The 13,815-nt window shown below is 68.1% G+C and carries 16 protein-coding genes; 6 read left to right on the forward strand and 10 right to left on the reverse strand.

Features of this window, described 5'->3' with window-relative positions; genetic code table 11:
* Nucleotides 1–146: 146 nt before the first annotated feature.
* The 6 genes from IPG63_02545 to IPG63_02570 all read right to left on the reverse strand — a co-directional run bounded on the left by IPG63_02545 (nucleotide 147) and on the right by IPG63_02570 (nucleotide 4,413).
* On the reverse strand, nucleotides 147–1,406 hold the full coding sequence (locus tag IPG63_02545; protein MBK6726131.1) for a Zn-dependent hydrolase: 1,260 nt from the start codon (nucleotides 1,404–1,406) through the stop codon (nucleotides 147–149).
* A 33-nt stretch (nucleotides 1,407–1,439) separates the two neighbouring features.
* The gene (locus IPG63_02550) at nucleotides 1,440–2,945 is read right to left on the reverse strand and encodes a CoA-acylating methylmalonate-semialdehyde dehydrogenase (GenBank protein ID MBK6726132.1); all 1,506 of its coding nucleotides are present in this window, start codon (nucleotides 2,943–2,945) and stop codon (nucleotides 1,440–1,442) included.
* A gap of 89 nt (nucleotides 2,946–3,034) precedes the next feature.
* A complete protein-coding gene (locus IPG63_02555) occupies nucleotides 3,035–3,451 on the reverse strand; it encodes a type II toxin-antitoxin system VapC family toxin (GenBank protein MBK6726133.1) in 417 nt (138 codons plus the stop codon).
* A gap of 11 nt (nucleotides 3,452–3,462) precedes the next feature.
* The gene (locus tag IPG63_02560) at nucleotides 3,463–3,702 is read right to left on the reverse strand and encodes an AbrB/MazE/SpoVT family DNA-binding domain-containing protein (protein MBK6726134.1); all 240 of its coding nucleotides are present in this window, start codon (nucleotides 3,700–3,702) and stop codon (nucleotides 3,463–3,465) included.
* 115 nt (nucleotides 3,703–3,817) lie between these two features.
* Nucleotides 3,818–4,162 carry a type II toxin-antitoxin system ChpB family toxin gene (locus tag IPG63_02565; GenBank protein ID MBK6726135.1) on the reverse strand — a complete coding sequence of 115 codons (345 nt, stop codon included), beginning with the start codon at nucleotides 4,160–4,162 and terminating at the stop codon, nucleotides 3,818–3,820.
* Nucleotides 4,162–4,413: a ChpB-ChpS toxin-antitoxin system antitoxin gene (locus IPG63_02570; protein ID MBK6726136.1), complete on the reverse strand. Its 252-nt coding sequence runs from the start codon at nucleotides 4,411–4,413 to the stop codon at nucleotides 4,162–4,164. The genes IPG63_02565 and IPG63_02570 overlap by 1 nt, the downstream gene beginning before the upstream one ends.
* A 210-nt stretch (nucleotides 4,414–4,623) precedes the next feature.
* Here IPG63_02570 and IPG63_02575 point away from each other — a divergent pair, with 210 nt between their 5' ends.
* A complete protein-coding gene (locus IPG63_02575) occupies nucleotides 4,624–5,262 on the forward strand; it encodes a hypothetical protein (protein MBK6726137.1) in 639 nt (212 codons plus the stop codon).
* Between the two features lie 121 nt (nucleotides 5,263–5,383).
* Here the strand turns inward: IPG63_02575 and IPG63_02580 are convergent, their stop codons facing one another.
* On the reverse strand, nucleotides 5,384–6,244 hold the full coding sequence (locus tag IPG63_02580) for an RDD family protein (GenBank protein ID MBK6726138.1): 861 nt from the start codon (nucleotides 6,242–6,244) through the stop codon (nucleotides 5,384–5,386).
* A gap of 120 nt (nucleotides 6,245–6,364) precedes the next feature.
* Here IPG63_02580 and IPG63_02585 point away from each other — a divergent pair, with 120 nt between their 5' ends.
* A complete protein-coding gene (locus tag IPG63_02585) occupies nucleotides 6,365–7,633 on the forward strand; it encodes an amidohydrolase family protein (GenBank protein ID MBK6726139.1) in 1,269 nt (422 codons plus the stop codon).
* Nucleotides 7,634–7,723: 90 nt separating this feature from the next.
* Nucleotides 7,724–8,608 carry an endonuclease/exonuclease/phosphatase family protein gene (locus tag IPG63_02590; GenBank protein MBK6726140.1) on the forward strand — a complete coding sequence of 295 codons (885 nt, stop codon included), beginning with the start codon at nucleotides 7,724–7,726 and terminating at the stop codon, nucleotides 8,606–8,608.
* Between the two features lie 16 nt (nucleotides 8,609–8,624).
* Here the strand turns inward: IPG63_02590 and rsmI are convergent, their stop codons facing one another.
* The gene (gene rsmI, locus IPG63_02595) at nucleotides 8,625–9,485 is read right to left on the reverse strand and encodes a 16S rRNA (cytidine(1402)-2'-O)-methyltransferase (GenBank protein MBK6726141.1); all 861 of its coding nucleotides are present in this window, start codon (nucleotides 9,483–9,485) and stop codon (nucleotides 8,625–8,627) included.
* 46 nt (nucleotides 9,486–9,531) lie between these two features.
* Between rsmI and IPG63_02600 the strand changes: the two genes are divergently transcribed.
* From IPG63_02600 to IPG63_02610, 3 genes are read left to right on the forward strand one after another with little or no spacing between them, the layout of a single operon-like run.
* Nucleotides 9,532–11,301: a penicillin-binding protein activator gene (locus IPG63_02600; GenBank protein MBK6726142.1), complete on the forward strand. Its 1,770-nt coding sequence runs from the start codon at nucleotides 9,532–9,534 to the stop codon at nucleotides 11,299–11,301.
* On the forward strand, nucleotides 11,298–11,666 hold the full coding sequence (locus IPG63_02605; protein ID MBK6726143.1) for a YraN family protein: 369 nt from the start codon (nucleotides 11,298–11,300) through the stop codon (nucleotides 11,664–11,666). Before IPG63_02600 ends, IPG63_02605 begins: the two co-directional genes overlap by 4 nt.
* The gene (locus IPG63_02610) at nucleotides 11,663–13,045 is read left to right on the forward strand and encodes an FAD-binding protein (protein MBK6726144.1); all 1,383 of its coding nucleotides are present in this window, start codon (nucleotides 11,663–11,665) and stop codon (nucleotides 13,043–13,045) included. Before IPG63_02605 ends, IPG63_02610 begins: the two co-directional genes overlap by 4 nt.
* Nucleotides 13,046–13,084: 39 nt before the next feature.
* On the opposite strand, the gene IPG63_02615 is transcribed toward IPG63_02610, so the two are convergent.
* Both IPG63_02615 and IPG63_02620 read right to left on the reverse strand, forming a co-directional pair.
* Nucleotides 13,085–13,504: a type II toxin-antitoxin system VapC family toxin gene (locus tag IPG63_02615; protein MBK6726145.1), complete on the reverse strand. Its 420-nt coding sequence runs from the start codon at nucleotides 13,502–13,504 to the stop codon at nucleotides 13,085–13,087.
* Nucleotides 13,501–13,749: a plasmid stabilization protein gene (locus IPG63_02620; protein ID MBK6726146.1), complete on the reverse strand. Its 249-nt coding sequence runs from the start codon at nucleotides 13,747–13,749 to the stop codon at nucleotides 13,501–13,503. Before IPG63_02620 ends, IPG63_02615 begins: the two co-directional genes overlap by 4 nt.
* Nucleotides 13,750–13,815 lie beyond the last annotated feature (66 nt).

Here is a 13,815-nt window from a genome sequence, read left to right on the forward strand (position 1 = left end):
CCGAGGCGGTTGCGCACTTCTCCTCTCTCCCCTCGCGGGAGAGAGGCCGGGAGAGAGGGCGTCCTGCGACACCGATCCGAACCCACCCTCTCCCCTTCCCCTCCCCCATCGAGGGAGAGGGGAAAGCGCCGCCGAGGTTGCGGGTGTCAGCGTCCAGCGCGGCCGAGCATGGCGTGCAGCAGCACGTTGCCGCCGGCCTCGATCCATTCCGGCTTGGCGTCTTCGACTTCGTTGTGGCTGATGCCATCGACGCAGGGCACGAAGATCATCGAGGTCGGCGCCACCTGCGCCAGGTAACAGGCATCGTGGCCGGCACCGGCAACGATATCGCGATGCGAATAGCCGAAGCGCTCGGCACCGGCACGCACCGAGGCGACGCACTCGGCATCGAATGGCACCGGCGCGTAGTAGAAGATCTGCTCCAGCCGCTGCACCTCGACCCGCGTCTCCGCAGCGATCTGCGCCACGGCCGCGCGCACCTTGCGGTCCATCTCGGCGAGTACGGCATCTTCGGGATGGCGGATGTCGATGGTGAAGAACACGCGGCCGGGAATCACGTTGCGCGAGTTCGGATGGTTCTGGATCATGCCGACCGTCGCGCAGGCATAGGGCGCGTGCTCGAGGCCGATGCGGTTGACGCAGTCGATCATGCGCGCGGCGGCGAGCAACGCGTCCTTGCGGCGCGGCATCGGCGTCGGTCCCGCGTGCGATTCCTGGCCGATGAACTCGACCTCGTACCAGCGCTGTCCCTGCGCGTGCGTGACGACGCCGATGGTCTTGCCCTCGGCTTCCAGGATCGGGCCCTGCTCGATGTGCAGTTCGAACGCAGCATGGATCGGCTTGCCCATCGGCACATCGCCGGCGTAGCCGATGCGCGCGAGTTCCTGGCCCATGGTCACACCGTGGATGTCGGCGCGCGACAGGCCGTAGTCGAGCGTGAACACGCCGGCGAACACGCCCGAGGCAACCATCGCCGGCGCGAAACGCGAGCCTTCCTCGTTGGTCCAGATCACCACCTCGACCGGGCGCTCGGTGGTGATGCCATGATCGTTCAACGAACGAATCACCTCCAGCCCACCGAGCACGCCGTAGATGCCGTCGAACTTGCCGCCGGTGGGCTGCGAGTCCGCATGCGACCCGGTCACCACCGGCGCCAGCGAATCGTCACGACCGGCGCGACGCGCGAACACGTTGCCCATGCGATCGACGCGGATCGTGCACCCGGCCTGCTTCGCCCAACGCACGAACAGGTCGCGACCGTCGCGGTCGAGATCAGTCAGCGCCAGCCGGCAGACGCCACCCTTCGGCGTCGCACCGATCTTCGCCATCTCCATCAACGAGTCCCACAAGCGCCGGCCATTGATGCGCAAGTCGGCGGACAGTTCGGGTTTGGGTTGGGCGTTCATTGCGGAATCCCTCTCGGAGGTGGGAACGATGACTCAGGAGTTGGTCGGCATCACGAACTGCGCGCCGGCGCGGATGCTGGTCGGCCAGCGCGTGGCGACGGCCTTGAGCTTGGTGTAGAAGCGCACGCCCTCCGGGCCGTAGACGTGCTGGTCGCCGAACAGCGAGGCCTTCCAGCCACCGAAGGAATGAAACGCGGCCGGCACCGGAATCGGCACGTTCACGCCGACCATGCCGACCTGCACGCGTTGCACGAAGTCGCGCGCGGCATCGCCGTCGCGGGTGAAGATCGCGGTGCCGTTGCCGAACTCGTGGTCGTTGACCACCTGCAGCGCCTGCTCGTAGCTGTCGGCGCGCAGCACGCACAGCACCGGCCCGAAGATCTCCTCGCGATAAATGCGCATCGCCGGCGTGACCCGATCGAACAGGCAACCGCCGAGGAAGAAGCCGTGTTCATGGCCGGCAACCGCATGATCGCGGCCATCGACCACCAGGGTCGCGCCCTCCTGCACGCCGAGATCGACGTAGCCCTTGACGCGCGCACGATGCTCCTTCGTGACCAGCGGGCCCATGTCCATGCCCGCGGTCATGCCGTTGCCGATCTTCAGTGCACGCACGCGCGGCGCCAGCTTCGCGACCAGCGCGTCGGCAGTGGCATCACCGACCGCTACTGCAACCGAGATCGCCATGCAGCGCTCGCCCGCCGAGCCGTAGCCGGCGCCCATCAGTGCATCGGCGACCTGGTCCAGGTCGGCGTCCGGCATCACCAGCATGTGGTTCTTGGCTCCGCCCAGCGCCTGCACGCGCTTGCCATGGTGCGCGCCGGTTTCGTAGATGTACTTCGCGATCGGCGTCGAGCCGACGAAGCTGACCGCCCTGATGTCCGCGTGTGCAAGGATCGCGTCGACCGCGGCCTTGTCGCCATGCACCACGTTGAACACGCCATCGGGCAATCCGGCTGCCTTGAACCAGTCGGCCAGCAGCAGCGAAGCCGAGGGATCGCGCTCCGAGGGCTTCAGCACGAAACAGTTGCCGCAGGCGATCGCGACCGGTGCCATCCACAGCGGCACCATCGCCGGGAAGTTGAACGGCGTGATGCCGGCAACGACGCCGAGCGGCTGGCGCAACGAGTGCGCGTCGATGCCGCCACCGACGTTCTCGGTGAACTCGCCCTTCAGCAACTGCGGGATGCCGCTGGCGAATTCGATCACTTCGAGCCCGCGCGCGACTTCGCCGAGCGCATCGGAATGGGTCTTGCCGTGCTCGGCAGTGATCTGCGCGGCGAGCTGGCTGGCATTCGCCTCGACCAATTCCCTCATCTTGAACATCACCCGCGCACGCCGTGCCGGCGAGGTGCTGGCCCACCCCGGAAATGCCGCCTTGGCCGATGCCACCGCCGCCTCGACATCCGCCTGCGCCGCGAGGCCGAGCACGCCGGTCTGCTGGCCGGTGGCCGGATTGAATACCGGCGAAGTGCGCTCGCCAACGCCATTCACGCGCTGGCCATTGATGAAATGCGGAATGCGGGCAGGTTCGGACATGGTCGCTCTTTCGGGATTCGGGCTTGTGGTTTTACCACCAGCGCGCAACCGGGACGAGCACTGCGCCGGCATTTCGCGGCGTTCACCGCTCAGGCATCGTTGCGTTCGGCCGGCACGATCAGGCGCACGCGTGGAAAGTAGTTGCGGTAGCGGCGACCGTCGCGGGTGAGGATGGCGCAGCCCAGCACCGCAGCGTGCGCGCCGATGAAGAAGTCGGCCAACACGTTCGCCTTGGTTCCGCCGCTGCGGCGATATTCGACAAAGGCTCGACCGGCCAGGAACAACGCAGCACGCGGCAATTCTGCTACGAGCAGACCCATGCCGGTGACGGTGGAGTCCAAGGCGGCAACCGATTCGAAGCCCAGCGACAGTTCCGAGTAGATCACCGGATTGATGACCAACTCGTGCACCTTCGCCTGGATGCGCAACTGGCGTAGCGACCAATCGCCCCACTCGGGGTCATCTTCGAGCACATCCAGCAGGACGTTGGTGTCGACCAGAACCACCACGACCGCGCTCAATCCGCGCCGCGCAACAACGCCATCAGCTCGTCGGTGCGCCACTTCACCTGCGCCTTGCCGCGCGCCGAAGCGAAACGATCGCGCTTGGCAGTGTCGCCGCTGCCGGCCTTGTGCACGACCACCTCGCCTGCATGATTGACATCGAAGTCCACGCCGTCACCCGGCGACAGACGCAGCGCTTCGCGCACCCGCTTCGGTATCGTGACCTGGCCCTTGACGGTCATCGTCGTGGTCATGTGCGTCTCCCAGGGTAATACACAGTGTCATCAATGTAATACCAGAGCGCAAGGCACCACGGCAAGCCAGCCACCGCAGCCGCAGACTCACCTCGATTGCAGAACTGGAACCGCGTCAGCTGGCATCCAGCACCGCCTGCAGCCGCGCCAGCGCCTCTTCGACGATTTCCTTCGGCGCGCGCTCGATGCGACGCGCCTTGCGTGCCGCCAGATCCATGATGCGAATCTTGTTCACCAGCGCAACTCCTTGCGTCTTGCAGCCGGTGCCGATCAGGCTGACGGCGAAGCCGGCATGGCGCGCGTGATCGCCGCCCTGCGTGATCGGTGCAACCAACACGTCGCCGAAACGGTTGAACTCGCGCCCGCTCAGCACCAACGCCGGGCGCGTGCCGCGCTGTTCGTGCCCGAGCACGGGATCGAGCGGAACCAGCACCACGTCGCCACGATCAAATACCGCCATCACCACACCTCGTTGCCAACCGGCCGTGCCGACTCCCACAGCCGCAGGTCGGCGGGCGGCAGCGCTTTCGGATCACACTGGGCAATCAGGTCGGCCAGCACGTACTTGCGCTTGCGCGTCAGCACGACGCTGCCGTCCACCGTCGTGCTGAGTGTCATCGACTGCCCGGCGGCCAACCCGAGATCCCGCAACAGCGGCGGTGGCAACACCGCCACCGTACTGTTGCCGTACTTGCGCAAGACGACTTCCATCGCACACCTGTTAAGCAATGTTGAACGGCTCCTAGGCTAAACCTGGCACAGCCTGCGGTCAACCGTGCTGTTCGCCTTTGTCGCTTTCGTCCTCGGCGTCTGCCCCCGTCAGGTTGCCTTCCTGTCTCCGCCCCCCGGTCGCAAGCGCTGCGACGGACCTGTGTTGTGCTGGTCTTGCCGGCGCTGGGCCGGGGTTGCGGGAGGCGGGTGATGAACGAGCGGGTGCAGGTGATGGTGCCGGTGTACGACACGCTGCGGTTGCGGCTGACGGCGGAGCGGTTGGTGAAGCGTACGTCGATCGCGGTGATGGTCGAGGTGGTGGCGCTGGTGTCGGCGCAGGACCGCGATGTGGCGGGACTGGAGAGCAGGGTGCGAACCGCGTTGAAGCAGTTCGTCGATGCGCAGTGGCACACCGCGATGACCGAGCGCACGCGTGATGACTCGGGCTTCGAGCGGGTCAAGCTGATGGGATACGCGCGCGTGCCGCGCGAGGAGAACGTGAACCTGGTCGAGCGTGCGCGCCTCGCCAGTTGCGAGGGTCTGGCGATCCAGAATCCAGGGGTGGACTACAAGCTGCTTCCGTCGATGCTGGTCGCCGAGACCGAGAAGCTGCACGGCGACTTGATCCGCCAGGCGCAGGCGCGCATCGTCGAGTTCAACGAGCTGACCAGTCGGCAATGGCGGATCGGAAACATCCAGTTCGGCGTGCGCGACCACGACGAAGTCGAGTACAGCCCGAAACTGGCGCGGCGCGAGACCGCACGCTATGGCTCGGACGAGCACGATGTGCTGCTGACTTCGGAGCGCATCAGCATGATCGCGGAGGTGGAGTTGCGGGCGCTGCCGTAGGCGGAGGGGGAGGCAGGGCAATCGCGGCCACAGGCCGCTCCCACACCACGGCTGCGGCGAGAGGCTCTCGCAAGCGGACTCCAGCGGGAGGCCCCGACGAGGGGCCTCCTGATGGGTTCGATCAGTGCCAGCCGCCCGAGGAGAGCGCGGCGATGGCAATGCCGATGAGCACGATCATGCCGAGGAACATCAGTCCGGTGAGCACCAGCACGATGATGGCGACTGCGCCGAGTCCTTCCTGCTGCAGCTCGGGCGTGGCGGTGAAGGCGTGCTTGTCGACGACCAGGGTGTCGCACATCAAATCATGCAACGCCTGCTTGCGTTCGGTGAACGCGGCCATGATCAGGCCGATGCACAGCAGTAGACTGCTCAGCATGTAGCCGAAGTAGCGTCCGAACGCGCGCAGGAAGCTGATGCGGGTACCGTCCACGCGCGTGACCTTGATGCCGACCGCCATCTTGCCGAGCGTCGCCTGGTTCGACGAGGAGTGCATCCAGCTCATGTAGACCAGGGGAACACCCATGGCGAACAGATAGTAGAGCAAGGTCAGCAGCACGTTGCTCCCGGTACCCAGCTGCGCGAAGTCGCCGAACCCGGCACCGAGCACCAGGAACACCGGGATCATCAGCATCCAGGTCAGGAAACCGGTGACGAAGCTGTCGAGGATCACCGCCGCAAAGCGCTTCCAGAATCCGGCGTAGACCACGTGCCCGCCGGCCACGACCGCGCCCTCGTCGTGCAGCTGCGCGCGCGGTGGCGCGTAGGGGGATACCGGTTCGCCCGGCGTCGGCGGTACCGGTGGTGCGCCAGCACCGACCACTTCGCCCATCACCTCGCGCCAGGGCTTCCAGCCATCCAGCCCTTCGCGCCATACCGGCGTGTCCGGCTGCAGTTCACCGCGCGCATGCAGCGCGGCCAGTTCGGTCGGGCTGAGCGGTCCGTGACGATTGCGCTGGGCGTCGCCGTAATACCAGGTGGCCATGCATGTTCCTTGAGACGACGAATGCGAGGCGGCGAGCTTATCGCGGACGTGGGCTGCTGCCACAGCCCGGCTTGATGGCGATACGCTCTGGCGCCTGCACGCCGCATTCCGGAGCCGCCGATGGACTTGATCGTTCGCCATGCCAACCTGCCGGATGGGCGCGTCGACATCGACATCGGCGTGCGCGGCGGACGCATCGAGACGGTCGAGCGCGGACTGGCGGCCAGCGCCGGCGAGGAGATCGACGCGCGCGATTGCCTGGTGTCGCCGGCGTTCGTGGACGCGCATTTCCATCTGGACTCGGCGCTGAGCTATGGCCAGCCGCGGGTGAACCAGAGCGGCACCCTGCTCGAGGGCATTGCGCTGTGGGGCGAGTTGAAGCCGCTGCTGACGATGGAGGCGATCGTCGAGCGCGCGCTGCGTTACTGCGATCTCGCGGTCAGCCAGGGCCTGCTCGCGATCCGCTCGCATGTCGATGTCTGCGACGACCGTCTGCTCGCGGTCGAGGCGCTGCTGCAGGTCAAGAAGACGGTCGCGCCATATCTGAACCTGCAACTGGTCGCATTCCCGCAGGACGGGCTGTACCGATCGGCGAATGGCGAACGCAACCTGCTGCGCGCGCTCGATCTCGGCGTCGAAGTCGTCGGTGGCATCCCGCACTTCGAGCGCACCATGGCCGAGGGTGCGCGCTCGGTCACGCGCCTGTGCGAGATCGCCGCCGCACGCGGGCTGCGCGTTGATCTGCACTGCGACGAGTCCGACGATCCACAGTCGCGCCATATCGAAACGCTGGCCGCAGAGACGCACCGCCTCGGCCTGCACGGTCGCGTCGCCGGATCGCACCTGACCTCGATGCACTCGATGGACAACTACTATGTGTCCAAGCTGCTGCCGCTGATGGCCGAGGCCGGCGTCGCGGCGATCGCCAATCCGCTGATCAACATCACCCTGCAGGGCCGTCATGACGGCTACCCGAAGCGCCGCGGCATGACGCGCGTGCCGGAGCTGCTCGCCGCCGGCGTCCACGTCGGATTCGGGCACGACTGCGTGATGGACCCGTGGTACGCCTTCGGATCGGGCGACATGCTGGAGGTCGCGCACATGGCCGTGCACGTCGCGCAGATGACCTCGCAGGTGGCGATCCGCCAGTGCTTCGAGGCGATCACCACGAACCCGGCGCGAATCCTCGGACTCGAAGCGTATGGCATCGCACCGGGCTGCCACGCCGATCTGGTGGTGCTGCAGGCGCAGGACGCTTTCGATGCGATCCGGCTCAAGGCCAATCGTCTGCAGGTGATCCGTCGCGGCAAGGTGGTGGCGCGCAATCCGCCGCGCGAAGCGCAGCTGGCGCTGCCGGGGCGGCCGCAGTTGCTGCGCTTGCAGCGGTAGCCGAGGAAGCACGGTGAATCGCTGGCAGGATGCGGTGGCGCTGCGAGCACGCGTGCTGGTGCTCTTGTGCGCTGCAGGGCTGCTGCTGCCGTGGCTGGCGCGGCGCTTCGCCGATTCGAGGGGCGCCTGCCCTGGCTGCTCGATCTGGGCGCGCACTGGCAGTGGCTGTATGCCGCCGTCCTGCTGCTCTGCGGCGCGCTGGCGGCGTTGCGACAACCGCACTGGCTGCTGGCACTGCCCTTCGCTGCCTTGCCCTGGTTCAGCGCAGCACCGGGCGCCCCGGCAAGCACGGCTGCTGCAGCGCCCACACTCGCCATCGCCATCGCCAATGTGCAGCACGACAATCCGCAGCCACAGCTGCTGCTGGACTGGCTCGCCGCGACCGACCCCGACCTGGTGATCGTGCTCGAAGCGAGCACCGCGCTGGCACCGACGCTGGCCGCGCTGCCGGACTATCCGCACCAGCAGATCGAGCCCGCTGATGACCCCTTCGGCATCGCGCTGCTGTCGCGATTCCCGCTGACCGCGGTCGCGGTGCAGCACGACGAGTTCGGCATCGCGCGCATCGAAGCGCAGCTCGAGTGGCAGGGCCAATGCATGGATCTCGTCGCCTGGCATCCGATGCCGCCGCTGTCGCCGGTGTACCGGCAGGCACGCGATCGCCGGTTGCAAAGCCTTGCAGCAGGAGTTGACGGCAGACCGCGCATCGTCGCCGGCGATCTCAATGCGAGCCCGTGGTCCTCGGCATTCGCCGGACTCGACGACCTCGGACTGCGCCGCGCCAGCGGGCTCGCACCGACCTGGCCGAGCGCCGGTCGGGGCGTCATCGGCATCCCGATCGACCAGGTGCTGGTCAGTCGGCACTGGGCGGTGCGCGCCTCAGAGCGCGGGCCCGACATCGGTTCCGACCACTATCCGCTGCGGGTCGAACTGGTGCTCGATGCGGACGCGAAGGGCGCGGCCTGCACGCCGTAGTTTCGAGCGGCACCGGCTACGGCGTCGCTTCGGTCAGGGCTCGATACAGCGCGTTCTTCGACGCCCCGCTGATCTCGGCAGCGAGCTTGGCAGCGCGGCTCGCCGACATCTCGGTCGCGAGGCGACGCGCCAGCGCAATCGCATCGCGTTCCTTGCGCGCCGTCACCATGTCGCGATCGGCGCCGGCGATCAGCAGCACGAATTCGCCGAGCTGTTGTTCCGGATCGGCCGCGACGCGCGCCTGCAGTTCCGCCAGGGTGCCGCGCAGGATGGTTTCATGCAGCTTGGTGATTTCGCGCGCGATCGCAGCGCGGCGCTCGCCGCCGAACACGGTCACGGCATCGGCCAGCGACTCGACGATGCGGTGCTTGGCCTCGAAGAAGATCAACGTGCGCGAATCATCGACCAGCGCTTGGAACACCTCGCGCCGCGCACCCGGCTTGGTCGGCAGAAAGCCTTCGAAGCTGAAGCGGTCGCTGGCCAGGCCGGACACCGACAGCGCCGCGATCGGCGCGCTCGGCCCGGGAATCGGCACCACGCGCACGCCGGCGGCGATCGCGGCCTGCACCAGGCGGTAGCCGGGATCGCTGACCAGCGGCGTACCGGCATCCGAGATCAGCGCGATGCGCTCGCCGGCGAGCATGCGCTCGACCAGCTTTGCCGACGCCTGTGCCTCGTTGTGCTCGTGCAGGGCCACCGCCGGCGCGCCCGCCCCGACCAGCGCCAGCAGCGGCGCGCTGTGGCGGGTGTCCTCGCAGGCAATGCGGTCGGCGCTGCGCAGCGTGTCGATGGCGCGCGCTGAAAGGTCGTCGCGGTGCCCGATCGGGGTCGCGACGACATACAGGCAACCGGCGGCGGGGGGCGCGTGGGCGGACATGGCTTCGCTATCATCGCGGCCCTGCTGTTCTTTTGCGAGCACGCGCATGTCCCGACTGCTTTTCTCCAGCACCGTGCTGATCGCACTGGCCCTCGCCGGCTGCCAGACCACGCCGCCGGTGCCCGACGCGGTGCAGGAAACCAGCGCGCGCGAACGCATCGGCGCCGGCGACTACGCCGCGGCAGGCACCGAATACGAGCGCCTGGCCACCGAAAAGCGTGCCCTGCGCGACCACTACCGGCTGCTCGCGGCCGAGGCCTGGCGCGAGGAAGCCGAGTTCGACGATGTCGCGCGCCTGCTCGGCGAGATCAAGCGCAAGAAGCTCGATGCCGAGCAGAACCTGCGCTACGACCTGCTCGAAGCCGAGCTCGCGCTGAGCCGGCAGCAGGCCGCGCGGGCGTCGGGGCTGCTCGCCGTCGACGACGCGCGCATTCCGGCAGCGGTGCGCGAGCGCTGGCTGGAACTGCAGGCACGCGCGTTCCAGGCCGAGGGTCGCTATCTGGATGCGACGCGCACGCGCCTGCGCCTGGTCGCCCTGCTGCCGGCCGACGAGCGCCGCGAAACGCAGCGCGAACTGCTCGATCTGATCGCCGCCCAGGATCGCGCACGCCTGCATGCCGACCTCGCGCCGCTCGCCGCCGACGACGTGCTGCGTCCCTGGCTGGAGCGGGCGCTGCGCGCCAACGGCGAAGCACCGGCGCGTGCGCCGATAGAGCCCGGCGCGGCGGTCGGCATCGAGGTGGCGACCGACGACGGCGAGATGCAGCGCGAGGGCTTCGTGCCGCTGCACAAGCTCGGCGTGCTGCTGCCCACCAGCGGTGAATATGCCGCCGCCGGCAAAGCCATCCTCGACGGCGTGCTGTGCGCGCACTACCGATTCGCGGCTGCGGCATCGGTGCAGGTGTACGACGTTGGCGGCACCCGCCGCAGTGCGCTCGAGGCCTATCGTCAGGCGCTGCGCGAGGGTGTCGATGCCGTGCTCGGCCCGGTCGAACGCGACCAGGTCGATGCCCTCCTCGAAGCCGCCGATGGCCGCGTGCCGGTGCTGGCCCTGAACCACCCCGAAGCCAAGACCATCGCCTCCGAGAACAGCTTCCGTTTCGGTCTGGTGCCGGAAGAAGAAGCCGCGCATGCGGCCGAGCGCATGGTCGCCGAAGGCGCGAAGCGCATCGCCGTATTCGGCACCAATGAAGACTGGAGCGAACGCGCGCTGGCCGCGTTCGATTCGCAGCTGCGCGCACTCGGCGGCTCGATCAGCGGTCGCCGCCTGTTGCGCGACAGCGATGTCGATTTCGCTGATGCGATCACCGCCCTGGTCGGCGCCTCGGACGCGCCCGCGGAGGCGCTGCTCGCCGACGCCGTCTTCATCGCCGTGCGCCCCTCGACCGCGCGCCTGCTGGTGCCGCAACTGCGCGTCTCCATCGCCGCAACCCTGCCGATGCTGGCGACCTCGCACGTATTCGCCGGCACGGTTCAGGCGACGCTGGACAAGGACCTCGATGGGCTGGTGTTCCTGGACGCGCCGTGGGCACATGGCGGCGTAGTCGGCCTGCCGAGCCGCGACGCGCTCGCGCACGACCTCGGCGCGGCCGCGCACAGCCCGCGCCTGTTCGCGTTTGGGCTGGATGCCTACCAGTTGCTGCCGTACCTGGCGCACCTGCGCGCACAACCCGGGCGCTACTTGGACGGTGCCAGCGGCCTGTTGCTGTCCGACCGCTTCGGGCGCATCCGGCGCCTGCCGCAGCTGTACCGCTTCGTGCAGGGCGCGCCGCAAGCGGCATCGGCGCTGCGGTTGGTGATCGAATCGGCGCCATGAGCGAAAAGCGCGCGGTCGGCGATGCCCTCGAAACCGCGACCGAGCGCTGGCTGGTCGCGCAGGGGCTGCGACCCCTCGCGCGCCAGGTTCGTTACCGCCTCGGCGAGCTTGATCTGGTGATGCTGCACGGCGAGGTGCTGGTGTTCGTCGAGGTGCGTTACCGCGCGCATGCCGGCCACGGCGACGGCATCGACTCGATCACCCGCGCCAAGCGCGCCAAGCTGGTGCGCGCCGCATCACTGTTCCTGCAAGGCCACCCGCGCTACGCGAACACGCCCTGCCGCTTCGACGTGGTCGCGGCCACCGGCGCGCTCGACGCACCGCAGTTCGAGTGGATTCGCGACGCCTTCCGGGTGGATGGATGAGCGCCGCGATCGACACGCTGCTCCGCCGCCTGGCCGGCGTGCTGCCCGCAGACGCGGTGCATCATGACGACGCCAGCCGCATCGCCTACAGCTACGACAATTCACGGCGCCAGTCGCTACCCGACGCAGTGGCCTTGCCGAGCACGATCGAACAGATCGGCGCCATCGTCGCGTACTGTGCCGAGCTGCGCGTGCCGCTGGTCGCGCGCGGTCGCGGCACCAACACCACCGGCGCCAGCGTTCCGATCGCCGCCGGGCTGGTGCTGTCCTGCGAACGCATGCAGCGCATCCTCGAGGTCGATCCCGAAGACCGCGTCGCCGTGGTCGAGTCCGGCGTGCTCAACGGCGAACTGCAGCAGGCCGCCGCCGCGCACGGACTGTTCTTCGCGCCGGACCCGACCAGCGCCGCGTTCTGCAGCATCGGCGGCAACCTCGCCTGCAATGCCGGCGGACCGCGCGCGGTGAAGTACGGCGCGGCGCGCGACAACACCCTGGCGCTGCGCTGCGTCGATGGTCGCGGCATCATCCACCGGTTCGGCTCGCGCACCACCAAGGGCGCCACCGGCTACGACCTGATGCGCCTGGTCATCGGCTCGGAAGGCACGCTCGCGGTGATCGGCGAGGCCACGCTCAAACTGCTGCCATTGCCGCAATCGCTGCGCACGCTGCGCGTGCTCTATCGCGATGTCGAAAGCGCCGCCGCCGCAGTCGCGCGCATCATGCGCCAGCCGCAGATCCCGTGCGCACTCGAGTTCATGGATGCCGAGGCGGTGCGCCTGGCGCGCGAGATCGGCGGCGCCGACATCCCGCCCGCCGGCGCGCTGTTGATGATCGAGGTCGATGGCGCCGAAGCCGCGATCGACCACGCCGTCGCCGCGGTGTCGGTCGCAGCCACCGGCGACGGCCTGCTGCAACTCGATGCCGCGCAGTCAGCCGCGGAAGTGGCGCGCCTGTGGGCAGCGCGCAAGGCGCTGTCGCCGGCGCTGAAACAGATCGCTCCGCGAAAGATCAACGAAGACGTGGTAGTGCCGGTGTCGCAGCTGCCGGCGCTGGTGGCGAAGACGCGCGCGCTCGCGGCTTCAAGCGGCATCGCCATCGTCTGCTTCGGCCATGCCGGCAACGGCAACCTGCACGTCAACCTGATGTTCGACCCGAAAGATCTGTCCAAGGCGGCCCAGGCGCCGCGCGTGCTCGCCGAGCTGTTCGCGACCACGATCGCGCTCGGCGGCACCCTCTCCGGCGAACACGGCATCGGCCTCGAAAAGCGCGACTTCATGCCGCTCGCCATCGCCGCACCCACGCTCGAACTGATGCGCGCAGTCAAAGCGCAGTTCGACCCCCACGGCATCCTCAACCCGGGCAAGCTGCTGCCGGCGTGAGCGTCACGCTTGAACCGCGACGACGCGCGAGCCGCCAGCTCATCGCATACGCCACGGATCGATCACCGCCACGTCGGCGGCCAGGAACGCGCTGGCATCGCGCGTGGCTACGGCGAAGCCATGCGCGACGGCGATCGCTGCGATGTAGCCGTCCGGTGTGGGAAAACCCTTGCCAGCCGCCCTGGCCTTGGCAGCCAAGGGCGCATAACAGCGCGCCGCCTCGGCATCGAACGGCAGCACGCGTTGCCCGAACAATTCAAGCAATCCATCCAAGGTACCCGCCAGTGCATCCTTGCGCCGACCGCTGGGCAAAGTACCGATGCCATACAACAGCTCGGCCAGCGTCACGCTGGACAGGTACAGCGTCTCGTCGGCCTGGTCATTCAGCCACGCCGTAACGGCTGCATCGGCCGCGGGCTTCATGGCTTCGGACACGACATTGGTATCGAGCACGATCATTCGAAGCGCATCGGCTCGGCGGGTGTCCGGTCGCGCTTGAACACCGCGAGATCCTTGTCCTTCAAACCGACGCGACGACCGAGCTTGCGCAGCGCGTCGCCCATGCGGACCCGCTCGACGGGCTTGACGGCGCTTTCCAGGATGCTGCGGACTTCCGCCTCCGTGCTGCGGCCGTGCAGGGCAGCTCGCACACGCAGGGCGCGGTGAACCTCATCCGGAACATTGCGAACAGTGAGGATCGGCATCTCATTCACCCGACGGGCATGGCAGCAATGCAGTCATCTTAGGCAACTGCAGTCATCGCTACAAGG

Source organism: Lysobacterales bacterium, from assembly GCA_016703225.1.
Classification (GTDB): Bacteria; Pseudomonadota; Gammaproteobacteria; order Xanthomonadales; family Ahniellaceae; genus JADKHK01.